Origin of the sequence: Helicobacter hepaticus ATCC 51449, assembly GCF_000007905.1 — a bacterium.
Lineage (GTDB): Bacteria > Campylobacterota > Campylobacteria > Campylobacterales > Helicobacteraceae > Helicobacter_C > Helicobacter_C hepaticus.
In genome coordinates this window covers 1,038,394-1,064,303 of record NC_004917.1, presented here as the reverse complement: position 1 = coordinate 1,064,303, position 25,910 = coordinate 1,038,394, and the positions used below count along the sequence as shown (strand labels likewise).

General features: G+C 36.3%; 24 protein-coding genes. 16 read left to right on the top strand and 8 right to left on the bottom strand.

Annotation, left to right across the window (positions count from 1 at the left end):
* Nucleotides 1–55: 55 nt before the first annotated feature.
* From HH_RS05345 to HH_RS05330, 4 genes are read right to left on the bottom strand one after another with little or no spacing between them, the layout of a single operon-like run.
* Nucleotides 56–769 (bottom strand): di-trans,poly-cis-decaprenylcistransferase, encoded by a 714-nt coding sequence (locus HH_RS05345; protein WP_011115933.1) that lies wholly within the window; start codon nucleotides 767–769, stop codon nucleotides 56–58.
* Nucleotides 766–1,281, bottom strand: a complete 516-nt coding sequence (locus HH_RS05340) for an acyltransferase (protein ID WP_011115932.1) — start codon at nucleotides 1,279–1,281, stop codon at nucleotides 766–768. Before HH_RS05340 ends, HH_RS05345 begins: the two co-directional genes overlap by 4 nt.
* Nucleotides 1,282–2,973 (bottom strand): N-6 DNA methylase, encoded by a 1,692-nt coding sequence (locus HH_RS05335; protein WP_011115931.1) that lies wholly within the window; start codon nucleotides 2,971–2,973, stop codon nucleotides 1,282–1,284.
* A 29-nt stretch (nucleotides 2,974–3,002) separates the two neighbouring features.
* Nucleotides 3,003–3,836 carry a flagellar hook-basal body protein gene (locus HH_RS05330; protein WP_011115930.1) on the bottom strand — a complete coding sequence of 278 codons (834 nt, stop codon included), beginning with the start codon at nucleotides 3,834–3,836 and terminating at the stop codon, nucleotides 3,003–3,005.
* Between the two features lie 259 nt (nucleotides 3,837–4,095).
* Between HH_RS05330 and HH_RS05325 the strand changes: the two genes are divergently transcribed.
* The 7 genes from HH_RS05325 to HH_RS05295 all read left to right on the top strand — a co-directional run bounded on the left by HH_RS05325 (nucleotide 4,096) and on the right by HH_RS05295 (nucleotide 12,821).
* On the top strand, nucleotides 4,096–6,072 hold the full coding sequence (locus HH_RS05325) for a methyl-accepting chemotaxis protein (protein ID WP_011115928.1): 1,977 nt from the start codon (nucleotides 4,096–4,098) through the stop codon (nucleotides 6,070–6,072).
* 85 nt (nucleotides 6,073–6,157) lie between these two features.
* The gene (locus HH_RS05320; RefSeq protein ID WP_011115927.1) at nucleotides 6,158–6,544 is read left to right on the top strand and encodes a MerR family transcriptional regulator; all 387 of its coding nucleotides are present in this window, start codon (nucleotides 6,158–6,160) and stop codon (nucleotides 6,542–6,544) included.
* A gap of 13 nt (nucleotides 6,545–6,557) precedes the next feature.
* Entirely contained in the window at nucleotides 6,558–7,850 is a 1,293-nt protein-coding gene (locus HH_RS05315) for an NTP/NDP exchange transporter (protein ID WP_041309086.1), read from the top strand.
* Nucleotides 7,851–7,963: 113 nt separating this feature from the next.
* Nucleotides 7,964–8,632 (top strand): hypothetical protein, encoded by a 669-nt coding sequence (locus HH_RS05310; RefSeq protein ID WP_011115925.1) that lies wholly within the window; start codon nucleotides 7,964–7,966, stop codon nucleotides 8,630–8,632.
* Nucleotides 8,633–8,793: 161 nt separating this feature from the next.
* Entirely contained in the window at nucleotides 8,794–10,206 is a 1,413-nt protein-coding gene (locus tag HH_RS05305; RefSeq protein ID WP_011115924.1) for an MBOAT family O-acyltransferase, read from the top strand.
* Nucleotides 10,207–11,571: an SGNH/GDSL hydrolase family protein gene (locus HH_RS05300; RefSeq protein WP_148141018.1), complete on the top strand. Its 1,365-nt coding sequence runs from the start codon at nucleotides 10,207–10,209 to the stop codon at nucleotides 11,569–11,571.
* Entirely contained in the window at nucleotides 11,562–12,821 is a 1,260-nt protein-coding gene (locus HH_RS05295; protein ID WP_011115922.1) for an SGNH/GDSL hydrolase family protein, read from the top strand. The genes HH_RS05300 and HH_RS05295 overlap by 10 nt, the downstream gene beginning before the upstream one ends.
* 12 nt (nucleotides 12,822–12,833) lie before the next feature.
* Here the strand turns inward: HH_RS05295 and flgG are convergent, their stop codons facing one another.
* Complete coding sequence (flgG, locus tag HH_RS05290) at nucleotides 12,834–13,622, bottom strand: flagellar basal-body rod protein FlgG (protein ID WP_011115921.1); 789 nt, start codon at nucleotides 13,620–13,622, stop codon at nucleotides 12,834–12,836.
* Between the two features lie 151 nt (nucleotides 13,623–13,773).
* Between flgG and HH_RS05285 the strand changes: the two genes are divergently transcribed.
* The 8 genes from HH_RS05285 to HH_RS09205 all read left to right on the top strand — a co-directional run bounded on the left by HH_RS05285 (nucleotide 13,774) and on the right by HH_RS09205 (nucleotide 21,457).
* On the top strand, nucleotides 13,774–14,406 hold the full coding sequence (locus tag HH_RS05285) for a trimeric intracellular cation channel family protein (RefSeq protein WP_011115919.1): 633 nt from the start codon (nucleotides 13,774–13,776) through the stop codon (nucleotides 14,404–14,406).
* Between the two features lie 94 nt (nucleotides 14,407–14,500).
* A complete protein-coding gene (locus HH_RS05280; RefSeq protein ID WP_041309084.1) occupies nucleotides 14,501–16,147 on the top strand; it encodes a DNA polymerase III subunit gamma/tau in 1,647 nt (548 codons plus the stop codon).
* On the top strand, nucleotides 16,140–16,574 hold the full coding sequence (gene tsaE / locus HH_RS05275; protein ID WP_011115916.1) for a tRNA (adenosine(37)-N6)-threonylcarbamoyltransferase complex ATPase subunit type 1 TsaE: 435 nt from the start codon (nucleotides 16,140–16,142) through the stop codon (nucleotides 16,572–16,574). The genes HH_RS05280 and tsaE overlap by 8 nt, the downstream gene beginning before the upstream one ends.
* Entirely contained in the window at nucleotides 16,571–17,293 is a 723-nt protein-coding gene (gene lptB / locus HH_RS05270) for an LPS export ABC transporter ATP-binding protein (protein ID WP_011115915.1), read from the top strand. Before tsaE ends, lptB begins: the two co-directional genes overlap by 4 nt.
* Nucleotides 17,290–18,600 carry an RNA polymerase factor sigma-54 gene (locus HH_RS05265; RefSeq protein WP_011115914.1) on the top strand — a complete coding sequence of 437 codons (1,311 nt, stop codon included), beginning with the start codon at nucleotides 17,290–17,292 and terminating at the stop codon, nucleotides 18,598–18,600. The genes lptB and HH_RS05265 overlap by 4 nt, the downstream gene beginning before the upstream one ends.
* A 202-nt stretch (nucleotides 18,601–18,802) precedes the next feature.
* The gene (gene rpsB, locus HH_RS05260) at nucleotides 18,803–19,597 is read left to right on the top strand and encodes a 30S ribosomal protein S2 (RefSeq protein WP_011115912.1); all 795 of its coding nucleotides are present in this window, start codon (nucleotides 18,803–18,805) and stop codon (nucleotides 19,595–19,597) included.
* A 1-nt stretch (nucleotide 19,598) separates the two neighbouring features.
* A complete protein-coding gene (gene tsf, locus HH_RS05255) occupies nucleotides 19,599–20,666 on the top strand; it encodes a translation elongation factor Ts (protein WP_011115911.1) in 1,068 nt (355 codons plus the stop codon).
* Nucleotides 20,667–20,692: 26 nt separating this feature from the next.
* Complete coding sequence (locus HH_RS09205; RefSeq protein ID WP_011115910.1) at nucleotides 20,693–21,457, top strand: hypothetical protein; 765 nt, start codon at nucleotides 20,693–20,695, stop codon at nucleotides 21,455–21,457.
* An 8-nt stretch (nucleotides 21,458–21,465) separates the two neighbouring features.
* Here HH_RS09205 and HH_RS05245 read toward each other — a convergent pair whose 3' ends face one another.
* The 3 genes from HH_RS05245 to glyS form a co-directional block, all read right to left on the bottom strand.
* Nucleotides 21,466–21,690 (bottom strand): hypothetical protein, encoded by a 225-nt coding sequence (locus HH_RS05245; protein WP_011115909.1) that lies wholly within the window; start codon nucleotides 21,688–21,690, stop codon nucleotides 21,466–21,468.
* Between the two features lie 143 nt (nucleotides 21,691–21,833).
* Nucleotides 21,834–22,955 (bottom strand): ABC transporter permease, encoded by a 1,122-nt coding sequence (locus HH_RS05240; RefSeq protein WP_011115908.1) that lies wholly within the window; start codon nucleotides 22,953–22,955, stop codon nucleotides 21,834–21,836.
* Complete coding sequence (gene glyS / locus HH_RS05235; RefSeq protein WP_041309081.1) at nucleotides 22,952–25,027, bottom strand: glycine--tRNA ligase subunit beta; 2,076 nt, start codon at nucleotides 25,025–25,027, stop codon at nucleotides 22,952–22,954. The genes HH_RS05240 and glyS overlap by 4 nt, the downstream gene beginning before the upstream one ends.
* Before the next feature lie 107 nt (nucleotides 25,028–25,134).
* Here glyS and HH_RS05230 point away from each other — a divergent pair, with 107 nt between their 5' ends.
* The gene (locus HH_RS05230; RefSeq protein WP_011115906.1) at nucleotides 25,135–25,833 is read left to right on the top strand and encodes a hypothetical protein; all 699 of its coding nucleotides are present in this window, start codon (nucleotides 25,135–25,137) and stop codon (nucleotides 25,831–25,833) included.
* The last annotated feature ends 77 nt before the right edge of the window (nucleotides 25,834–25,910 follow it).

Below are 25,910 nucleotides of genomic sequence, written 5' to 3'. Positions count from 1 at the left end.
TATGGTTATATACAGCGAAGTTTTAGCACTTTTTTGCAAATAAAACATAAAGATATTATTCTACGCCCCCAAATCGTCTCTGTCGTTGCAAGAATTCTTCAAGCATAGCATTAAGTTCATTTTTACCAAAGCTAGGAAATAAAGTAGGTGTGAAAAAAAGTTCGGCATAGCTTGCCTGCCAAAGCATAAAATTTGAGATACGTTTTTCGCCACCTGTTCGTATTAGCATATCTACATCGGGCAGCGTGGCTGTATCAAGGTTGGCATTAATCATAGAAATTATATCTTGACTACTAAGCGATGCAAGAGTGTGCGGGGTGAGCGTATGAGCAAGTTTAATAAAAGTGCGCGCAATTTCATCGCGAGAGCCATAATTAAGAGCGAGAATTTGCGTGAGTTTTGTGTGGTTTTGCGTGGCGTGTTCAAGCTCTAAAATAGCATTTTTAAGGCGTGTGTTAAAAACGCTAATATCTCCAATGACCCGGAATCGGATATGATTTTTCATATACACTGGTTTTTCATCGTGCAAATATTTTTCTAAAAGTTTCATTAAAAAATCCACCTCAATTTTGGGGCGTTTCCAATTTTCGGTAGAAAACGCATAGAGCGTGAGATATGGAATCCCTTTTTCTGCACACCATTGCGTTATATCTCGGACAATTTTTGCACCTTCTTTGTGCCCTTGTGTGCGTTTTTTACCCTGTTTTTTTGCCCAACGTCCATTGCCGTCCATAATCACTGCAATATGCTGTGGATAAGAGGGCTTCATTGATTATCTTTTGTGTTTGGATTGGGCGATTGTGTTGGCGTAAAAGTAGGATTAAGTGGGCGAATACAACGTGCAGGATTTCCTGCATAATATCCACTTTGCGTAATAGAGCGTGTAATCACTGCTCCCGCACCGATGATTACGTCATCACAAATAGATACAGGCAAAATTGTCGCATTTGAACCGATACTCACGCGGTTTCCAATCCGTGTATGTTCCCACATTGTAGCATTTGGAGCGGGAGTGCCAAGTGAGAATCTATCATTAATAAACATCACGCCGTGCCCAATAAAACAATCTTCCCCAATCTGCACGAGAGAGCAGATAAAGCTATGAGATTGCACACGCGTGCGTTTGCCGATAAATACATCGCGTTGAATTTCACAAAATGGACCCACAAACACATCATCTTCAAGTGTGCAACCATAAAGATTACTTGGCTGCACTAATGTAACATTTTTCCCATAAGTGATATTTGTAAATCTTGATTGAAGCACTTTCAGTTCTTGCATTTAGCCCCTTAATGCTTGGAGTTTAGATTGAAGCACTTTCAGTTCTTTTGCATAACTTTGAATCTGCCTGAAAGTTTCTTGTGCATTAGCGCAAAAATCATCGGGGATAGCGAGTTGCTCTAAATCAGGTGGATTAATGCTACCAAGATTACGCTCATAAATCTTGCCAAGTGCTTTTTGCCCTTGCGTTGAGAAAAGGTAACAATAAAGTCCTATGGCAATTTCTGGGGTAGGAGAGCGCATAATGATAATGCCTGCATTTGCTACTACCTTATTATTTTTAAGCTTTGGGCTTAAAATAGTGAATTTAGGTGTCGTGCCACGAATAGATAAGGCAATGTCATAAGGTTTAAGCTGATATTTTTCAATCTTGCTTTTATCGCCCTTAAGTCGTTGGGTGGAAAGCTCATCAGAAAAGCCAAAATCCATAAAATCAGCAATGCCCAAATCAAAATAAGTAATTTTCTCATCTTTTGCACTTCCATACACGCGTTGCCCACGAAATACATTGATATTGAGTGCGCCCAGTAGCGTATGATTTTTTCTGCTAGATTGGGGTTCTTGGATATAACGCGCAACGCGCAAATCGTGTGGGTCAATTTCACTTAAAGGCGTGAGGGAGGAATATGTGCCAACATATTTATGTCTATAAATGTTAAGCAGCTCTTTAAGATTAACTAAGCGGTTATATTTGCCATCTTTATGATAAAAATGTGGTGCATTTGCATTAATGTGTAAAATTGCACGATTATTTGGAGAGAGCACGATAATTGAAAATTCGTGTGTTTGATGAGGAAAAATATTTTTTGGCAATTCAATAATAGATTCTATCAAGCCTTCTTCGCAAAGTTTTTCTCTTAGTCTGCCTTCAAGTGAGGATTTGAGTAGTGTTTGTGTGCGCAGGATAAATACACCTTTATCTTTAAGATGCGAGAGCGAATGAATTAAGAAAAGGAGTTCAGGATACGTTTTAATAAGTGCTTCATAAGTGGCAAATCGCTCGTCCTCTTTTAAAAATTGTGTGCCTATATGACTATCAAGTGGTGGATTACAGATGATTTTATCAAATTTTTGATTTTTAAATTGAGCATTTTTGAGAATATTATTTAAAATCAAATGTTGCGTATTTAAATCTAAAATCTTGCAAATAATTTTAGCAATCCGTGCTAGGCTTGATTCTAACTCTTCGCCATAAAGCTCAAAACTATGTGCATAATTAGCAATCGCAAAAAATAGGCTTCCTGTGCCATAGCACGGATTATATATGCTTTGAGATTCTTTAATATCAAGCAATCCTACAAGAAGCTCATTAATTTCAAGTGGGGTAGAGTAAGAAAACAGCTTATGCGTTGTCTTTTTTTGCGTGATAATATGCAAAAATTCCTCTATTGTATGATTTGAAGTATCATTTGCCATAATGACTTTGAGAATCTTCAATACATTAGAATGAGGGTTAAGCGGTATATAAAGCTCCTCTCCGAGCGCATCTTTTAACGCGTTTGTGCATTCTTCATAAATAGGCTTTCGTTTGGCAGCAAGAGCAATGAGGGATTGAATAAATGCAGGAGAATGCCGCTTAAGCCAAAACATCTCAAGCATAATAGCTATGGAATCAAGTATGTCTGTGTGATAACGTTTAATGTATTCAAAGCAGTTCAGCAATTCTTTAATTGCTTGGCTGTGTCCTTGCATAAATACTCCATATTATTAATGAATCAATTTTAAGCGCGCACTGCAAGTTTGGTAATGGCTTCTGCGTTAAGTTCGTCCATATGGCTTTTCATTACCTTAGAATACATATCTACAAGACGATTTGTTTCAATGAGGGAAGTCATCTCTTGCACGGCATTGACATTGCTTTTTTCTAAAAAACCTTGCGCAATGATACCATTATTTTGCAAAATATCGCGTTCTTCCAAACGTTCCTCTGGATATTCATAAAAATTTTTACCGACTTTTTTAAGATAACGCGGATTCTCAAATCCCACTACGGCAAGTGCGCCAATATTGATTTGCTCCGCAATGGCGTCATTATTAATATTTCTTAAATAAAGATTACCGCTATTATCGCTCTCTAGGTGCATACCTGTGGGGACAGAAATACCCTCTCCTTCTTCCAATCCATCGCGACTAAGCACAAGATGCCCTTCTTTACTCACAATATGTCCATCAGCGTCAATATGAAAATTTCCATCTCGTGTATAGCGGATTCCATCAGGGGTTTTTACAACAAAAAAAGCATTTTGATGTTGCAAGGCAAAATCAAGCGTATTATCTGTTTGTGCAAGACTTCCTATGCTTCTATCAGTATATTCTTCGCTAATAATTGGCACTCTATCCATTGTGCGATTGAGGAATTTAGCAGCTTTGCGTGTGTGGTCTTCTATGGGAAGTTGCTCTTTATGTGTTTCAAAAAGTCTTAGATAGTCGCCAATGACAACATCATCACGCTTAAAGCCTGTGGTATTGAGATTAGCAAGGTTATTTGAAATCAAATCAAGGCGGTTAAATTGCGTTACCATACCACCCGTGGTATTATAATATCCACTTTGCATAAAGCCCCTTTGTGTAAATTTCTAAACGCTTATAAGCAAAAGATATTCCTTTTCTATTTTATTTTGATATAAATCAAAAATATAAATAGGAAAATTTTCGTTTTTTTTTTTTTTGTAGAATTTGGGCAAAAATTAAAGTTAGATTTTATAGTTTTTTTATTATAGTCCGATTTTACTTATTCGTTATTTTCTAATGATTTTAGTTTAACAACATAGAGCTTATAATTTTACTATAACTTTAAAGGAGGAAACAAGTATTATGAGACTTTTTAATGGAACGGTAAGGCAAAAGCTTACTATTTTTGTTGTTTTCATAATCATTTTGATTTTGGGTGTAACAAGTTGTATAAGTTATTATAATCTTAGAACACTCACACACGAAGACCTTAAAATGCAACAAATTGTAACCAACCACGCATTCTTAAACGCACTAGAAAATTATGCTCAAAGACAAAAAAGAGTGCTTGTTGCAGCAAGTAATGTGTTGGTTAAAACCTCCTTAAATGATTCTGAAATGATTTATTTCTTTGAGATATTAAGGCAATCTGCAGGGCTTGATTTAACCTATGTGGGATTGGAGGAGAGCGGTAAGAATATCCGCTCAAATGGGAAAATACTCTCTCTTGAAACTGGATATAATGTCAAGGAGAGAAATTGGTATAAAATGGCTAAAGAACGAGGAGATTTTGCTATTATACCTCCTTATGTAGATTCAAGTGGGAATCTCTCTTTGAGTTATGCTTTGCCAATGTATGATAAGAATAAGAAATTTTTAGGGGTTATTGCCACAGATGATTCAATATCAAAACTTATAGATTCTGTTTTGCCTATTGGCTCATCAGAGAATATACAAAGTTATGTTTATAGCAAAGAAGGTTTAGTGTTTTTGCATACTGATGTGAGTAAAATTGGCACAGAGACGGTCTTAGGTAAAAATATCTCACAAGCTATAAAGTTAAATCCAAGCTTGCTTAAAAACGATAGTCTTTTTGAAGTTCAAGGCGACAATAATTTAAAGAAAAAAGTTGTGTGCAGTAGTTTTGGGAATTTTAGTATGGTTTGCTCTATTATGGAATCACATTTTTATAATGATTCTGCAAATAGACTTTTAAAAGAGGAAATCATAAGCACACTTTTAAGTATTTTAGTCGTTATTTTAACTTTAGGCTTTATTATAAATAAAATGCTTTTGCCACTCAAAGGCATTCAAGATAATTTAAAGAGCTTTTTTGACTTTATCAATTATAAAGCTTCTGTAGTTTGTCTTTTACCTGTTAAGTCGCTAAAATCTCAAAATGAATTTGATGTCATTGCCCGCTCTGTAAATGAAAATATCCAAATTACTCAAGAGTTTTTAGAACAAGATTCTAAAGTCGTCCAAGAATCTCTTGAAGTATGTAGAAATGTAGAGCAAGGGGATTTCTCTGTGCGTGTGCAAGCTACTTCAAATAACCCCCAGCTTAATGAGCTAAGAGCAAGTCTCAATAGGCTTTTGGAGCTTTTAGAGACCAAGATTACCGCAGATTTAAATAAGCTTGATAGTGTTTTTGAGAGTTATAGAGATTCTGATTTTACAATAAGAATTGATGACCCTAAAGGACATATGGAAGTCACAGCTAATCTTTTGGGTGATGAGATAACAAAAATGCTCAAACAAAGAGCCGAATTTGCTCATATTCTTTCTAATGAAAGCACTGATCTTCAAGATGCGGTGGATTCTCTGACAAAAAGCTCTCACTCTCAAGCGAGTTCTTTAGAGCAAGTAGCAGCTTCTTTAGACCAGCTCACAAGCACAATGCATAGTGTCTCTGATAAAACTACTGAAGTTACGCAGCAGAGCGAGGATATTAAGAATGTAACAGGTATCATTAGAGATATAGCAGACCAAACAAACTTACTTGCTCTTAATGCAGCAATAGAAGCTGCAAGAGCAGGAGAACACGGAAGAGGATTTGCTGTTGTTGCAGATGAGGTGCGAAAATTAGCCGAGAGAACTCAAAAGAGCTTAGGAGAGATTGAAGCTAATACAAATCTCTTAGTGCAAAGTATTAATGATATGGGAGAATCTATTAGAGAGCAAACTACAGATATTTCGCATATAAATGGTGCTATTGGTGATATTATGTCTAGCACTCACGAGAATGTAGAAATAGCCAATAAAACAGCAACTATTTCTAGTTCCGTGAAAAATATATCAGAAAGTATCTTGCGAGATATAAATACAAAGAAATTTTAAGGGATTTTGAAAAAATCTTAATTTACCCCTTGACAGATACTAGGTATCAGGTTTTATAATATCACCAAAATATCAAGGTGAAATTATGGCTTATACTATCATAGAAGTAGAGAGAAAAACCGGTATTCCCTCTACAAAGATACGATTTTGGATTAAAAAAGGATTATTTCCTTTTTTGCAGAGCGATAAAAATAATGTGCGTTATTTTAGTGAAGTGGATATAGAAGCTTTGCGTTGGATAGAGTATCTTAGGCAAACTAAAATGGATATAAAGACTATCAAGCTTTATATGGATTTGTATATGCAGGGAGAAAGCACAATTGGTGAGCGCAAGGAGATTGTAAAAAATCAAATAGAGTATGTCAAGGCGGATTTGGCAAAAACGCAAGAGATTCTAAGAGTCTTAGAGCAAAAGCATAAGTTTTATGAGGAGCTTCACTGCGCCAATCCTACAAAATGCTTAGTCCAATAGTATAAAGTGTAAAATGAGCTTATTTTATAGAATCTTTAGCTTAAAGCAAGAGGAGTTAAAGCTTTTGCTTTACTCATTTTTGTTTATTTTTATGCTTTTTAGCTCGTATGCGATTTTACGTCCTTTGCGTGATGCTCTAGGATTAGAAGGCGGACAAGATGAGCTAAAATGGCTCTTTTTAGCAACTTTTATCCTTGCACTTTTGTGTTCAATACTCATAATGTTTGTTGCTTCAAGAATTAAAAAGAAATTTTATATTGATGTGATTTTGATATTTTTTGCACTCAATCTCTTGCTTTTTTATGCTGCAATGGGTTATTTTGAACCAAACACGACTGCTTTTTTGTGGCTTTGTAGGGGATTTTATGTATGGGTAAGCATTTTTAATCTCTGCGTGTTTAGCACAGCGTGGAGTTTGCTTGCTGATATTTTTAATAAGGATATGAGTCAAAGGCTTTTTGGGATTATTAGTGCAGGAGCAAGTTTAGGAAGTATAGTGGGTGCAGCAAGTGTGGGATTTCTCTCTGTAAAACTAGAGCCAAGTTCTCTTATTTTTGGCTCAATCCTTTTATTTATAGGTGCGATAGTGCTTAAAAATATGATGATAAAAGAAGCAGGAGCGCATTTGCATATACAAGAGCATTTTATTGCAAAATTTAATCAACCCATAGGAGCAAAGAATCCTTTCATCGGCTTTAAGCTTATTATGCAATCAAAATATCTTTTAATGCTCTGCGCTTTTATTATACTACTTACAAGCGTCTCAACATTTTTATATATGGAACAAGCACGCATTATTAAAGAAGTCTTCCCCACTCGTGAAGCACGAACTGCTGCTTTTGCATTTATTGATTTAATCGTGCAAAGCTTTTCTTTAATCATTCAAATCTTTTTCACAGCTAAAATTGCACAATTTTTTGGCATAAAAATGCTCCTCTCAACACTTGGGTTTCTTATGTGTGTAGGTTTTATCATCTTAAGTTTTACTCACCCGGCTTTTTTGCCCCTTGCCATAGTGATGAGTATAAGACGTATAGGCGAGTATTCTTTAGTAAAGCCCGGACGCGAAATGCTCTTTGTGCCACTAGATGCAGATTCTAAATATAAAGTGAAAAACTTTTTAGACACGGTAGTGTATCGTGGCGGGGACGCACTTTCTGCACAAATTGAGGGCTTATTAGCGAGTGTGGGAATTATGTGTGTTTTGCTTATTGGCGCGTTTATTTCTTTTGTATGGGGGATATGTGGCAGCATTTTGGGCAGATATTATCAACAGAATAAGTTTTATATCAAAACAGAGCAATGAAACTCTATCTCTAATCAATACCATAACGTGAAGTCAAAGTAGCGTTTGTGTGGATTCTATAATGCGTTTTAGCTATAATACTACTCCATTTCTTAATGCAATTAGGGGGATAAGTGTTTTCACTTTTGGCTTTAGCACATTATAAATATCATAAAGACAAAACTTCTAATGATGAAAATCTCATCTTTGAAGCCAAGCACGAAGTAAGTTTTCTTGATTATATCACATTATCTTTTTTTACATTTTTTGGTTTGTCTTTCCTTTTGGCTTTATTTATTCCTCCGTTTGAAATAAAGGGGCTACTCTTTGGTATTTGTATGGTAGTTGTATCCCTTATTTTGCCATTTTTTCATCTTCTTTATTGGCGCAAACAAAGGGTATATATTACTACAGAGGGTATAGGTATGGACTTTAGGCGATATGGACGCTTGCATAAGAGATTTTTTCATTTTGGAGAGGTTGGTTTGAGCCGATTTTCCATTGGTTATGTTCGAATTCCTCTAAGTGATCCTGATAAATTTATTATTCATCCACTGGGGGCATATACACATACAAAATTTGGTGGAACTCTTTTTAAAATTCCATTCAAAAAGCGTATTTGCGCAGCGACTTTGACAAGTATGCCCTATTTTTCTCCAAAAGTTTATGATAGCCTTTATGAAAAAAGCTGCCTCAAGGAATATGTGGTAAGAAAAACAAAAGAAGCCTTAAGGCAAAAAAGAGGAGAGAGTTTTTTAGCTTCACTGCCTTATGAGATTGAAGAGCAATTTTTTGCAATATGATTTATCTGTAACAGATTTTTATATATTTGAGATTTCATAAAAATCTTTTGACCGCAGGATTAGCTTTGTGTGCTATAATTTTTAGCGATAATGAAGCTACAAGTAAGTTGTAATTTCAAAAAAACACTACAAGATTCCACACAAAAGGATAGCGCAGGAGTATGAGTTTTTTTTCACTTGAATTTAGTTTGCTTCTCCTTGTATTTTTTGTGTTCTATTGGTTAATCAAATCCCACACATTACAGAATCTTGCGCTTTTAGCATTTAATTATTGTGTTATTTATCTTTTTAGCCCATATTTCGCACTAGTGGTATTTTGTTATACTTGTTTTGTGCATTTTCTTGCACTTTTTATTGATAGCACCCGCTACCGCTTTATTTTTCTTGGTTGTGTAAGTCTTGTGATTGCTATTCTTTGTTTTTTTAAATATTATGCAAGCATCAAAGATGAAGTTGATTTACTGCTTGAATTTATGGGACTTGATTTTTTTGAGGTAGATGTTATTTTTCCCTTAGGGCTTAGCTTTTATACCTTTGCTTCCATTACTTATTTGCGCTGCGTATATGAAACAGGTAAGAATCTTGTGCGAGATACTTATTATGAAGAAGGCAATCCTGCGCTCGAAAGCTTCGTGGGCTTAGCGACTTATCTTTCATTTTTTGCTACATTTCTCGCAGGTCCGATTATGCGAAGTCAGTTTTTCTTTGCGCAATATCACGCATCGCGTACTTTTGGTTCTATTGATTTGATTATTACACTTGTGCTTTTTGGTGTAATCAAAAAGGCATTCATCGCAAATTATCTTGGCATCTATTCTCAACCAATCCTAAGTGCACCCTTTGAATATCATAGCCTTGAGCTTTTGAGTGGTATTTTGGCATATAGTGTGCAGATTTATTGTGATTTTAGCGGCTATATTCACCTTGTAAGTGCATTTGCACTTATGTTGGGCTTTAGTTTGCCCCCTAATTTTAATATGCCTTATATGGCGAAGAATCTTAAAGATTTTTGGAATAGGTGGCATATAAGCCTCTCTACTTTTATAAGGGATTATATCTATATCCCACTTGGTGGAAATCAAAGAGGGTTTATAAGCACACAATTTTTTGTCCTTATCGCCTTTGGGCTTTCTGGATTGTGGCACGGAAATACTTTGAATTTTCTCATTTGGGGGCTTTTACACGGATTTGGGATAATATGGCTTAATTGTCTTAAGGCTCTGCGTATAAACTTTGATTTTCTACCTTTTGTAGGTTCATTTTTGACTTTTATATTTGTGAGTTTTTGTTGGATTTTCTTTTTTTATCATTCGCTTGATGAGACAAAGAGCTTTTTTCTTGCGTTTTATCAAAACTTTACATTTCCTTTGCCTCAATATACTCTATGGGTGCTTGGCGGGTTTTTTATTATCTTTATATTTTATCCATTGATGCGTGGGAGTATGAATTTATGTCAAAAGATGTTAAGCTTTATCCCGTGGTTCATAAAACCTTTTGTGCTTAGCATTATTTTTACGCTCATTATTGTAATGATGCCCTCTGGCATACCTAATTTTATCTATGCGAGTTTTTAAGTGAAAGAGGCGAAATTTGTATTTATCGCGTTTGCAACTCTTATGCAGCTTTTGATTACATTGCATAGCTCAATTATTATCTACGTTGAGCAACAATACCATAATTTTACAGAATCCCCCTATCCTTTTGTCCAGGTTTTGAGTGGATTGTATGAACGTATTATGCTTGAAGATAATGCACTATTTGTGTATGCTGATAATCTTACACAATCACTTGAACAAGTGCGCAAGAATATATTTACTTTTGATAATCTTACTTTTGCACAAGAAAAAAACGATAAGCAAAATAAAAAGAATGCACCTGCAAATAAAGATTCTCAACGAAAAAAATCCAAGCATAATACAAATAATACTTCAAACCCTAAGCCCAAACCAAAAAATCCTCCCATATCTCACCCCACATTACACGCCAATGAGAATCCTGCCTCACAAAATTCTAATGAATCTACCAAGTCCCTTCCGCCCAAAGATATAGGGCATTTGCCTAAAGATTCAGAGTATTTGCAGACACCGCCTCTTGAAACTCCATCTATTTCTGTAAATCCACCCGCACAAACTACTCAAACTATACCACCACCTGTCAAAAAGCCACCCATTGAACAGCCAAGCTCCACCGCTCAAGAAAGTTATACACCTATTCGTCCGATAAATAATCCACGCATACCTATTGATGAGGGCTCATCGGTATTGCTTATTGGAGATTCTATGATGCAAGGAGTGGCACCTTATGTGCTTAAAACTTTTAAAAAAGTGAATTTGCGCGGGATAAATCTTAGCAAACATAGCACAGGACTAACTTACAAACATTATTTTAATTGGGAGGCAGCCCTTAAAGATACTTTTGCTAAAAACCCTGATATTGCCCTTGTAGTTGTGCTTTTGGGCGCAAATGATCCTTGGGGTATGAAAAATATTTCTTTTAAAAGCGTGCGTTGGGAGGAGACTTATATCCAACGCATTGAGGAGATTTTAAATGTCGCTCATAGCTATGGTGCGCGAGTAGTGTGGTATGAAGTGCCATCGGTAAGCTCAAAATCCCTCAATGATAAGATTGTGTATTTGAATAGTTTGTATGAACGCGTTGTAAAAGAAGAGGGCGAGTATTTTTTGCAAAGTAATGGCATTATTACTCAAGGAGGGAAATATTCTGCTTTTATCAAAAATGCAAATGGCAAGAGTGTGCAGGTGCGCATTGATGATGGTGTGCATTTTACAGCGCGTGGTTATCAAATTATGGCAAATATTTTTCTCAATGCACTTGAGATTATCCCACAAGTCAAAGAGTTAGATGTGCAAGAGGATTCAATACATTCTTTGCCTGCACAAGATGTAGAGTATCAAATAAAGGAGCATTTGTGGGAGTAAAACAGGGGCTAGGAGAACTTAAGATGTGGATATGGAGGATATTAGTAGGATTATGTATAAGCTTTTGCTTATCGCAAGGCGTGGATTATCCTCTTAAGGCTATTGCCAAAGAATTGAGTGAGCCAAAACAAGTTCAAAAGCCCTCAATAATACCAAAGAGTAAAAAACTCTTAGAATCCACGAGTGGTATTATAAATTATCAACAACAATCACCCGCAGAGCTTATAGCAAAACTCAAAAAAAGGGAGAATCTTATCATTCGTATCTTTGGAGATTCTCATATTGCGGGGGATTTTATTTCTCATCGTTTGCGTGGGCTACTTTTTAAAAATCACTCAATTGGATTTGTGTATCCAATGTATCCTAATTATCATCAAAATCTCACTCTTAAATATGAAAGCAATAATTTTGAAATACTTAATTCCCGCCTGCACGAGCTTGATGAATATCCTATGGGCGGAGTGGTAGCTAAACCTGTGGAATTGCCTGCTCATATTACACTCACGCCACAAACACAATCTACACAAGAAATGCTAAGCAAAATTATTTTCAAAGCACCCAATAAAGAAAAAGCTATTATCATTGAAGATGCTAAGAATCAACGATTTATTATTAATGCCAAACGCCCTTTTATATGGCAGATTCTCCCTCTTAAATTGCATTATCCTATCAATATTCGCGCACTCAATGAAAAGGTGCTTTTTGGCGGGTTTTTTATTTATGAGCAACAGGGTGTAAATAATATTGTTGAAAATCTTGGCATAAATGGTGCTCGTTCTGATATTTGGCTCAAATGGGATAAAGAACTTTTAAAACATCAAATGAGTATGCTTCCTGCGGATTTGGTTGTGCTCTGTTATGGGTCAAATGATGCGCTATATGATAATTTTAATGAGAGTATTTTTTTAAAAAATTATGGTGCATTTATTGATTTAATCAGGCAGAGCAACCCGCAAGCAAGTATTTTGCTCATCTCTCCGCCACCTGTGGTGCAAAAAGTTTCTGCCAAAAAGCGTAAAAAAGCTGTGTATAGGATAACAAAAAACGCTCCTGCAGTAAAAACTGCTATTGCTAAACTTGCTAAACAAAAGCAAACATTGCTTTTTGATATGGAGGATTTTATCAATCAAAGTGGGGGCAAAAAGAAATGGGAGGAGGCAAATTTAGCAAAAGCTGATGTGCATTTGCTACCTAATGGCTATAAGCTTGTGGCTGATAAGCTCTATTATGAGCTAAATAAACTGCAATAAAACAGACCTATTTTATCGTTTTAATCCATTCACCGTTTGCAACATAGAATCTGCTGTTTGGATAGTCTTAGAGTTTGCTTCATAGGCTCTTTGTCCTGTAATCAAATCTGTCATCTCTTCAACAAGTTTAACATTGCTTAATTCCAAGAAACCTTGTCGGAGTTGCCCAAATCCGTCAAGTCCGGGCACACCTGCCACAGGGTCTCCTGAAGCATTGGTATTGATAAAGAGATTATCGCCCAAAGAATGCAAACCTGCGGGATTGATAAAATTAACAATTTCAATTTGTCCTAATATATTAACTTCGGTTTGATTTCCTTCAATTACGCTCACCGTGCCATCGGTGCCGATATTAATTTGTGTAGCACCCTCTGGAATTGTAAGCTCTGGGATAAGGCGATAACCCTCCGCATTGACGACATTGCCATCATTATCAAGCTTGAAGCTTCCTGCGCGTGTATAGGCTATATTACCATCGGGAAGTTCAATTTGAAAAAATCCATTCCCTGTAATAGCAATATCAAGGTTATTTTCAGTCTCTTTTGGGTGTCCTTGAGAAAACATTTTTTGTATTGCCACAGGACGCACACCGATGCCTACTTCAATGCCTGTAGGAGAAATGGTCGTCTCACTTGTGCTTGTTCCCGCGTATTGCAACACTTGATAAAACAAATCAGCGAATTCTGCCCTTTGCTTTTTATAGCCTGTGGTATTGACATTGGCAATATTATTGGAGGTATTATCAATTTGAAGTTGCTGTCCGAGCATACCCGTGCTAGCAGTGTAGAGTGATCTCATCATAGGACAATCCTTTAATCAAAATAGAATCTTTAAGAGCGATTTTCACACAATCTTTTAAGCAAAAGAGATTCCATAAATATATTTTTAGCACTTTTATAGGTAGATTCTATTATAGTTCCTTTATTATTTTAGAATCTATTAAGGGAGAATAATGCTCCTTACTACGCTTTATATCATTGCTATCACCGCGGAAGGAATGACAGGCGCGCTTGCTGCTGGGAAACATAAAATGGATTTATTTGGCGTGATTTTTATCGCCCTTGTTACAGCCATTGGTGGTGGCTCTATTAGAGATATTTTACTTAATCATTATCCACTTACTTGGGTAGCTCACCCTGAATATGTTGTGCTTATTTGTATTGCTGCATTGCTTACAATGAAAGCTCCGCGCGTGGTAGCACGAAGTGAGGGCGTATTTTTAACCCTTGATGCAGTAGGTTTAGTTGTTTTTAGCATTCTTGGCGCACAAATTGCGATTGATAAAGAATATGGGTTTATCATTGCAGTAAGTGCAGCAGTGATTACGGGCGTATTTGGAGGCATTTTGCGTGATATTTTATGTATGCGAATCCCCCTTGTTTTTCAAAAAGAAATTTATGCAGGTATTGCCATTATTGCAGGAGCGATGTATTATGCGTTGCTTGAATGGACACAATTGGATATTGCTCTTGTTACGATTTTGACTTTAATAGTGGGCGTAAGCGCAAGGCTTTTGGCGATTTTTTATAAACTTTCTTTGCCTATATTTTCTTATGAAGAATCTTCACAAGAGGAGAAAAAATAATGCAAAAAGATTCTATGAAAGAGTAATTTTAGTTTTTGGAATCTTATTATACAATTACAATTTTTTAATATCTAAAGAAGTATTGAGGATGTAAATGAGTTCAATAGCCCTAGCCTTAAAATATCGCCCGACTTGTTTTAGCGATTTGGTAGGACAAAATGCCATTTCGCAAACGCTTTCTCTTGCTTTAGATTCTCAACATATCTCTCACGCTTATCTTTTTAGCGGATTGCGTGGGAGTGGTAAAACGAGTTCAGCGAGAATCTTCGCACGCGCTTTGCAGTGTGAGAATGGACCTACGAGCACTCCGTGTGGTAATTGTGCGAGTTGTGTAGCAGCATTGCAAAATAAACATATGGATATTATTGAAATGGACGCGGCAAGTTCAAGGGGAATTGATGATATTAAAAAAGTCATAGAACAAACAAAATATCGCCCAAGCTTTGCAAGATTTAAGATTTTTATCATTGATGAGGTGCATATGTTGAGCAAAGAAGCATTTAATGCTTTGCTCAAAACACTTGAAGAACCGCCGGAGTTTGTGAAGTTTATACTCGCAACGACTGATCCATTAAAGCTTCCAGCTACTATTTTAAGTCGCACGCAGCATTTTAGATTTAAGCAAATTCCTCACCGACTTGTTGTAGAACATATCACTCAAATTCTTAATAAAGAGGGAGTGAGCTATGAACCTCAAGCTCTTGATATTATTGCGCGGAGCGGTTCGGGGAGCTTACGTGATACATTGACTTTGTTGGACCAAGCGATTATTTTTTGCAAAAATCATATTGAAGTCACAGGAGTAACAGATATGCTCGGCGTAGTTGATCCTCAAGTGCTTGATGATTATTTTCAGAGTATTTTACACAAAAATGAGCAAAATACACATAAGATTATGCAGATTCTCCAAGAGTATGAATGTGAAATGATACTTGATGAAATGATGCTTTTTTTAAAAGATAAACTACTTAAAGAAAGTGTGGATTTTCCGCCACTTCTTCTTGAGAGATTCGCGCGTATTCTAAGTGAATCTAAGAGTCTGCTTAACCTTAATACTGATGGTGCGTTTGTGTTGTTATTATGTGCAATGAAAATGCAAGAAGCACTTAAAGTCAAAGATATAGAATCTATGATAGAAGAGCTTGAGGCAGAGCTATTTAATGGTGCATCTTCTACATCAAATACTCATATTCAACAAAGTTATACGCCTCCCTCCCTCACTTCTTCAGAGGTGCATACTCCAAATTCTTCGCATAATAATACTAGCCCAACTCTTAATGCTCATTTGCGCTTTAGCACACTTGTGCAAAAGATTAAAGACCGCAATGTGGGATTAGGGGAGATTTTTGAACGCAATGTAGTGTTTGTGGATTTTGATGGAGAGGTTTTGCGTTGGCGTAGCACAGCACAGGGCGAAGATAAGGAGCAACTCAAAGAGCATTTTAGTATTATCAAGGCATTAGTGGCTGAAATTTTTGGCTCGCAGGTGTCTATTCAAGTGATTCCTCAAAGCACTTCTGAACAAAACATCATTTTATCATCTGAAAATACCTCTACTAACACACACATTCCTCATTCAAATACATCTTCTACTTTAGATATCTCAACAGATAAAGCTATGCTTGATGCTAGAGATGCTTTTTTGACACAAAATAAGGATTTAATAAGTGCTATTAAGGATAGTGTAGGCATTAAAGAAGTGATTATGCAAGATAGTCAAACAGGTGGATCAAATGTGTGAATATGTGTTAAGCGAATCTGCGGTTGGGGAGCTTTGTCATACTTTAAAAAACAAAATTTGTAAAGGCTATATAGTGCTTTTAAGAGGGGATTTAGGAAGTGGCAAAACGACTTTGGTGCGTTCTTTTGTAGCATCTGAAAATAAGCAGCGTAAAGAAGAAGTTACTTCACCCACATTTAGCCTGGCACAAGCTTATAAAAGTCAAGATTATGGCGTGATTTACCATTATGATATTTATCGCAAGGACATACAGGATATGCTTGAATTAGGATTGCTTGAAATGTTTGAGGAAGAAGGGCTGCATTTTGTGGAATGGGGTGATGAGCATTTAGAAAAGATATTGCGTCAAAATGGCTTTAAGGTAATGAGTATTACCATAAATACAAATGCAACGCTTGATAATAGAATCTATAAGGTAGCCCTATGAATAAGCTTTCTGCACATAATCTCAATAAACATATTAAAAAAACAAAAATCGTTCAAGATATTTCTCTTGAAGTTAATAGTGGTGAAGTAGTGGGGCTTTTGGGTCCAAATGGAGCAGGTAAAACAACTACTTTTTATATGATTTGTGGGTTACTACACCCAAGCTCTGGAAAGGTTATGCTTAATCATACTGATATTACTAAACTCCCTCTGCATCAGCGCTCCAACCTAGGAATTGGTTATCTTCCTCAAGAATCGAGTATTTTTAAAGATTTAAGCACAGAGGAAAATCTTATGCTCGCAGCAGAGATAAGTATCAAAAATGCGAAAGATAGGCAGATTAAAATTGAAAAAATGCTTGAAGAATTTAATATTGAACCCATTCGTTCAAGAAAAGGCGTAAGCTTAAGTGGTGGAGAGAGGAGAAGAGTAGAAATAGCACGTGCGCTTGTGAAAGACCCAAAGTTTATTTTGCTTGATGAACCTTTTGCCGGTGTAGATCCACGCGCAGTAAGTGATATACAAAATATTATTTTGAGGCTTACAGAGCTTGATATTGGTGTTCTTATAACTGACCATAATGTGCGCGAGACACTATCAGTTTGCTCTCGCACCTATGTAATTAAAGGTGGGGCACTTCTTGCGAGTGGGAATGCAGAGGAAATTTATGCAAATGAATTAGTGCGCAAATACTATTTGGGAGAGCATTTTAAAGCATGAGTGTAGGGGGTAAGCTACGAAGTAATCTCAATATTAAGACGCGCCTTTCAACAACGCTAAAGAGTTGGTTGCCTATTTTACAAAGTGGCGTTATGGAGCTTGAAGAGACGCTCAATGCTATTGTAGAAGAAAACCCCTATGCTAGCGTGCAAAGCCAAATGACCCAGAGTTTGCAGTCTAAAAGCTATAAGAAATCTCATCTTTCTTCAAATACGTCAAATGACCGCTTTGAATCTATACATATTAGCCAACAAAGCCTCTATGAAGTGCTTGAGGAACAAATTGATTCGACTTTGTTTCCTACCGAAATTTCACGCACTATCGCGCTTAAGATTGTAGAAAATCTAAATGATGAGGGATATTTAGATACAGCAGTGGGTGAGATAGCTTGTGAATTGGGATTGAATGAAGAAGATGTAGAGCGTGTAAGGCAGAGATTTGCATATCTTGAGCCTTATGGTGTGGGTGCAAAAGATGTAATAGAATCTTTTCTTTTTCAGTTGAGCAATACTGAATTAGAGGGCGAAAGCTATGATTTGGCTGCGTGTGTGATACGTGATTTGCAAAATCATAGCAAATATAAAAATCACGCTGCATACAATGAAGTAATGAAAATTATTAAGAGCTTTAGGAATCCGCCTGCAATTGAGTTTGGAGCGAAAGAGGCTGAAGTGATTCCTGATATTTTTATCTTTGAACGAGTAAAAACTGATGCACTCAAAAATACTACCTATGAGCTTGAAGTGTCAATTAATGATGTGTATTATCCCAAGATTTTGATTGAGGAGAAAATTAAAGGTATAGAGGCACATAAGGAGAGTGCAGAGTTTTTGAAAACCAAACTTAAAGAAGCAAAAGATTTAGTTGATGCGCTTGATATGCGTAAAGCCACCATTTTAAAAATTGCCATTGCCTTGCGCGAGAATCAATATGATTTTTTTATGGGCGGGGAGATTCGCCCTATGAAACTTAAAGATATTGCCCAAGATTTAGGATATGCACCTAGCACCATTTCGCGTGCTATTGCCAATAAGTATCTTGAATGCGACAGGGGGATTTTCCCTATCAAAAGCTTTTTTACCGCAGCCATTGATGGAGACACTTCAAATGCTTCAATTAAGGATTTTATATTGAATCTTATCAAAAATGAAGACAGAAAAAAACCTTTGAGTGATTTGAAGATTCTAAAAAGTGTAGAGCAAAAATTTGCTCTTAAAATGGTGCGGCGCACGATTACTAAATATCGCCAACAGCTCAATATTGCAAGCTCTAGTGAGCGTAAAAAACTCTATGAAATGAGTGTATAATTAAAATTATAAGCAAGGTTTTAGTCAAATTAAGCTAAAATTTTTGTCTTTTACTTTGAAAAAAGTATGCTCTGTTATAGAATCTAGCAGCACATAAAGCTTAATAGCAAATTCACACATACCAATCCTTATGAGGTTGCAAGGGTTTAATGAGTCTTGCTAAGGGGTATGGAGGATAAACCAAAATTTACAAGGAGAACCTATGGTAACAATGAAAGACCTACTTGAATGTGGTGTGCATTTTGGACATCAAACTCGTCGCTGGAATCCAAAGATGAAAAGATTTATCTTTGGCGTGAGAAAAAATATTCACATTATTGACTTGCAAAAGACTTTACGCTACTTTCGCTACACTTATAATATTATTAAACAAGCAGCAAGTGAGGGTAAAGTGATTATGTTTGTGGGCACAAAGCGACAAGCAAGTGAAACATTAAAACAATATGCAGAATCTGTAAATGCGCCTTATGTTAATTACCGATGGCTTGGCGGAATGCTCACGAATTTTAGCACAATCAAAAAATCAATTCGCAGACTTGAAATTATTGAAGAAATGGAGAGCAGCGGGCAAATTGATTTGCTCACGAAGAAAGAAAAGCTTATGTTGCAACGCAAAAAAGAAAAGCTTGATAAATATCTTGGCGGTGTGCGACATATGAAAAAAGCCCCTGATATGATTTTTGTCATTGATGCAGCAAAAGAGAAAATTGCTGTAGCAGAAGCAAGACGGCTTGGTATTCCTGTGGTTGCACCACTTGATACAAACTGCGACCCTGATATGGTAGATTATCCTATTCCGGGTAATGATGATGCGATACGTTCCATTCAGCTCTTTTGCAAAGAAATAAGTGAGGCAATTTTAGAGGGGCGCTCTGAAAATAAAGATGAGCAGAATGAGCAAGGAGAGCAAATTGCTCCAGTCACTAATGAAGAAAAGCAAGAGATTCTTGATGAAGTAACTGCTGAAGTTGCTACACAAATGCAAGAGGAGGCATAATATGGCAGATATTCCAGCACAGCTTGTAAAACAGCTTCGTGAGATGACAGATGCAGGTATGATGGACTGCAAAAAAGCACTTGTAGAAACAGAGGGTAATCTTGAAAAAGCGGTAGAATACTTGCGCGAAAAAGGCTTAAGCAAAGCAGCCAAAAAGGCTGATAGGATAGCAAGTGAAGGTATTGTGAGTGTAGAGGTGGCAAATGATTTTAGCAAAGCAAGCATTATTGAGATTAATTCAGAAACAGATTTTGTAGCCAAAAATGATACATTCAAAGAGCTTGTAGCGCAAACATCAAAAATTGTATATGATAATGCTCTCTCTAGTGCGCAATCTCTGCATACAATGAGTATTGGTGGTGTAAAATTTGAGGAATACCTCCAACAAAACATTGCTAAAATTGGTGAAAATATCGTTGTGCGTCGCATTGCTAGTATTGAAGCACAAGGAAAAGGCATTGTGAATGGTTATGTGCATTCAAATGGACGCGTAGGCGTGCTTATTGCGATGAAGTTTGATAAAGAAAGTTCAAAAGTTGCTTGTGTAGAGCTTGCTAAGAGTATCTGTATGCACGCTGCTGCAATGAAACCTCAAGTATTAAGCTACACACAGCTTGAATATGAATTTATTCAAAAAGAAAAAGTTGCTCTTATTGCTGAATTACAAAAGGAAAATGAGGAGTTTAAAAGGCTTGGTAAGCCATTACATAAGATTCCACAATACATCAGCCGCAGCGAACTTACAGAATCTGTGCTTCAAGCACAAGAGCAAAAGTTACGAGAAGATTTAAAAGCTCAAGGCAAGCCAGAAGCAATTTGGGATAAAATTTTGCCCGGACAAATGGAGCGATTTGTGGCTGATAGCACATTGCTTGACCAAAGATTGACACTTTTAGGGCAATTTTATGTAATGGACGACAAAAAAACGATTGCTCAAGTGCTTGAGGCTAAATCTAAAGAGCTAGGTGATGAGATTGAAATAATTGAGTATATCCGCTTTGAGTTGGGTGAGGGTATTGAGAAAAAAGTTGAGGATTTTGCTGCCGAAGTCGCTGCACAAATGCAATAAATCTATATAATTTAAGGTAGGGGGTAATGATCCAACAGATTCTTAAATGTATTGTTTTTATATTCTTTATTACAAGCACCTATGGAGAAGTTGGGGTAGCATTGCCTTCAAATACTAATGAATTATATCCAAAAAATAATGATAAAAATTACAACGAGGAAAAGCAAGAGTCTTCTTATGAGCTAAGTGATTTTCTCTTTGATGAGAGATTTGTGTATCCAAAGGCTTATGATAAAAAGGCTTGGCCAGAGACATTGACATCTGGCGGAGTATTTTCAAGACTAAGCATACTCTTAAATACATTTGGCACAGAATATGGATTTATATTTAATGAAGATTCTATGACTTTCAATCAGTGGTACTATTCACAAAAGCATATTGCCTTTGATTTTGGCAAACTCTCCTTTGGTAGTGTTGGTAAATTTCCACAATTTTTTGGAGCGAAATTTCGCTATGAATATGGCTTTAGTGGGCAGGATTCTCATCGGTTTGGGATTGAGGGTTATTGGCATCCTGCATTTTTCAATATTCGTGGGTGGCAGATTCTAAGCGTATATATTGGTGGTGGATTTAGAGATAGCACGATAGATGGAGCATATTTTGATAAAGGTATTTTAATTTTGCCAAGCTCACCGATATATTTTTCACTTACACATCGCACGGACTATTCTTCACATTATTCATCGCAAGATAGCCTTATGTTTTCTATTCGCGCACCAATATATGTATGGGGTGCTCCTCTCGTTTTACCTTTTGTGCTTATTTGGGGTGGTGTTATAAGCACACATTAGGTTATTGTTCATTTGACTGATAGCTTTATCTGCATGCTAAGGGCATTTAAATAATCTTGCACATTTTCTTTTGTAAGGAGCATACTAAAATCATTAGGCGCTTCAATGCTTGTATTATTAAAGATGCTTGGCATCATTAACTTACTTACCTTTGGTTTAATGCCACCAGAAGAATCAAAATTTGTCTTATTAAGTGTAATGGAATTAATCCCATAAACTCCATACTTTCGCATTTGTATGTGTAACTAAATAAGTGATTGCTTTAAAATATTTTTTCTATCTCATCATATTTTGAACTATTTGATAAAATGTTTGAAATGCAAAATAGTTAAAGGCAGATTCTGTTGTGGAACATATTATGTTGATTATAAAGTAATTACCAACGTAAAGTTTTTTTATAAATCACAAGGGCACTCGCACCTGCATACACTATGCCTAAAAATAGTAAGCTCATAAAATATTCCCATACACTGCCAAAGCTAGCGCCCATTTGGTTAAGTTGTAAAAGTCCATTGATTCCGTGATATGCAGGCAAAAAGGCAATAACATCACTTGCCCAAGGAGCGATTTGTGCTTGAGGCCACATAAAGCCTAGTAAAAATACTATGGGCATAGAGGCGAGCATAATGATTTGCGTTGATAGGGCGCGTTTGGGAAGCAATGAGCCAAAAAATACGCCAAATGCAGCAGTTGAAAGAATAAAAGCAATGCTAAAAAGCCAAAAATCAAGAATACTAGCATTGACATTCACGCCATAAAATGCATATGCAAAGCCAAAATAAAATGCAAAAAGCAAAGCGTAAATACAAAAAAATACAATTATTTTGCATAATACTAAAATCAATGGATTTGCCCAAGAATAGTAATTTCGCATACCTTGAGAAAATTGTTGATTCTGTGTGCCACCGATGATTCCAGCTCCAGCGACAAGCGTTTGGTGCAAAATAAAAATAAGCACAGGTGCTAGAGTATAGTTAATATAGCCCATTGAAGGGTTGAAAAGAGGGATAAATGTGGGCTGTAAAATGTCATATTCTTGCACATTGAGCTTTGTTTTATGAAGTGTGTTAAATTCATTGATGACATCAGCAGCAGCATTAGCAATGGCACCATAAATAAGCAAATACGAAGCATTTGCCATAATAGGAATTGTGGGCGGGATATGCTTATAGAGATGTTTTTCAAAATCTTTAGGAATAATAAGTAAGCCATAAATGCGATTAGATTCTATGAGATTTTGTGCTTTTTGTGGATTATCAAGAATCCCTACAAGCTCTAAATGTGGCGATGCCCTTATAAGCGCAATGAGTTCGCGCGATGAGGAAGTATTATCATAATCAATAAGTGCAATTTTTTGCGCACTTACGACATCTTCATAATAAGGCGTGGGATAGAGGAAAAGATAAAAAAGCGAGCCCCCAAAAATAATGAGCATAGCTGAAACAGAGGTAAATATATTTTTTGATTCAAGTATAAAGATTTGATACAATGATTTCAAAGTGTAATGTCCTTAATATCCCCAATGCGGAGAAATTCATTATATATGCTCAAAATAAGCATTTGACGATTTGTCTTAATGGCATTATCATTATCATTTACAAGCACAGAAGCAAAAAATGCTTCTAAGGGTTCTTTGAGTGAAAAAAGTGTAGCAATATGCTCACTTATGTCCTTAAATTCCTTTGCTTTAAGAGCTTTAAGAGCTTGGTAAAGGGCAATTTCTTGAGGAAAACTTAAGAGAGATTCGTCAATGTGTGTGGGTATTATATCATCGTTAAGAATATTTGCTACGCGTTTAAAAAGCGTAATGAGAGATTGTTTGTCACTTTTTTCAAAAAATGCGCTTAGTGCTTCAATGTTGTGTATAATGGTGTTGAGATTACGCACTTTTGCGTTATTGACACGAGCATTAAGCACACATCGGATAAGAGAGGGATTAACCTTGAGCATACCCTCAAGTCGTTCAAGAAAAAAAGATTCAATGCGCTGCATATTGCTTGGTTTATAGCCTCCTGCTTGATATAAGCGAGGTATATCAATGCTCAAGTCAAAATCTAGTCCATAATGCCATATAATTTTAATGACCCCATTTGCAGCCCTGCGCAGAGCAAAAGGGTCTTTTGAGCCGCTAGGAATCTTATCAATGCTAAAGAGAGCAAAAATGTTATCAAGCTTGATACTAAGGGCGAGGATTGCGCTAAGTATATGGCTAGGAAGTGGAGAATCTTCCCCTGTGGGAAGATATTGTTCTTTGATAGCTTGAGCAACAAGTGGGTGCATACCAAAGCTTTGCGCATAATAATAGCCTATAATTCCCTGCAGTTCAGTAAATTCATATACCATTTCTGTGAGTAAATCAGCCTTTGCATACTTCACTGCAGTGCTTAATATTTCTTGGGATTCTTGAATCTTCATATCTATCTTATGAGTATAAAATTTGAGCAATTCAAGTGCAATGACGCTTTCGCGCTTAGTTTTATCAAGTAATGAACCTAGCCCATCAACAAATAGAATCTGCCCTAATTTTTCAGGAGCAAATCCATTTTTAAGGTCATTTTCATAGAAAAATACAGCATCAGAGAGGCGCGCTTTTAAAACCTTTTGATTGCCCTGCACAATAGGTCCAAGATTAGCAGCAGTAGAATTAGCAACAAGCACAAAACCATTGTGGAGATGCCCGTCTTTGTAGGTGGCAAAATATCGTTGATTTTCTTTCATTGAAGTAATAATGACCTCATTGGGTAGCTGTAAGAACTGCTTATCAAAGATTCCATACGCTGCGCGTGGATATTCTGTAATGGCTACAATTTCATTAAGCAATGCTTCATCAATTTCTACCTTTATGTTTTCTTGCGATTCTATGACTACAATTTGCTCTAAAATCATTGCTCTTCGTTTGTTTTGTTCAAGTATGACTTTGCTTTTTTCTAAGGATTGAAAATAATCAGAAGGAGAGGTAATGGCATAAGGCTCAAAGCTTATATCTCGGTGTGGATAAGTTTGGGCAATGCTATGCAGCCCAAAAGCATTAAAAGAAACACTTTGTTCTCCAAGTAAGATAAAAATATTGCGCACAGGGCGGATAAAGCTTTCATTTAAGTTGCCCCAAAACATACTTTTGCCAAATTGCAATGCCTTGAGCCACTCTATGAGTATCTCTCCTACAATATCTTTTGTTTGCACACCTTTTTGCATTTTGGCATAATAGAGGACTTCTTTATTCTCTTTGATTCTTATTTCATAAGGCGTGTTTGTTGGCAACTCAAGTTTTTTGAAGAAGCTTTCACCCGCTTTGCTTAGACCCTTTGTTTTATCACCATTAATAAAAGCAATAGCAAGGGGAGGACCATAAGATTCTATAAGAATATCTTGTGTATGAGTGGCGAAGTTTTGCTCATAAAGCACAATGCGGCGCGGTGTGAAATAGAGAGTGGGCGTAGAAGTAATGCGGTGTTTTTGCGCAATTTTTTGCCATTTTTCTACCATATGCGGTAACTCTTTGAGAAAAGGGAGAGCGGGGAGTTCTTCAGTGAAAATTTCAATAAGTAAGGGCAAATATGATGATTTCAAGGATATTCCTTTAAAATTTAGATATGATTGTATCATTATAATGCAGACTTGTTAAAAACTTATTTACATATATTGAGAATCACTAAAGTCTTATTGGAGGTTAGAGAGTGAAAATCATCATTGGATTATGTATAATGGCGATAAGCGGGGCTTTATGTATTGCATTTGCCCTACCGCTTCATAAAATTGAGGGCAAATGTGTGCAACCAAAAGAATTTAATAAAAACCAAAAGCAAGTTATTTTAAAAGCCTTTAAATATGGTGCAAAGAGTGGCTTTGGCTACACAATGGCAGCTATTGCGTGGAAAGAATCTTGTGCTGGAGAGTATAGGGTGAATTTCGCTGACCCATCAGCAGGTATTTTTCACGCACATATTCCGGGTATTATTAAAAAACACAAGCAAAAAGATTCTAATTTTATGCGTAATATGGTAGGAGAGCTTCTTATTCGTGATGATGAATTTGCCCTTCAGAGCGCACTTGATGAGTTAAGTTATTGGCACAAAGTGCGTAAGGGAAATTGGTATGAAGTGATTAAATCCTACAATAAAGGCTTTAGCTGGGAAAAAAACAAAGAGCGTAATCAAATGGCACAAGGATATTTTGAAGATGTAATTGAGCGTGTCAAGATTCTACAAGAGTATATTCCTAAAATTTCATCAAGCACCGCAAGACTTGCTAAAGATGATTATGCGCTCAATTTTTTAAAAATGGCTTCTCAAACATCTTATAAGTCTTATAATGACACTAGAAGAGGCGCTCAAGTAAATAAACCAAAAAGAGATTTTATTATTTTAGAAGAATAAACCTCATTTTAATACTTAAAAATTTCTACAATTTTCTCTTCAAACCCTTGAGAGATACTTAATATCAGGCTTTATAA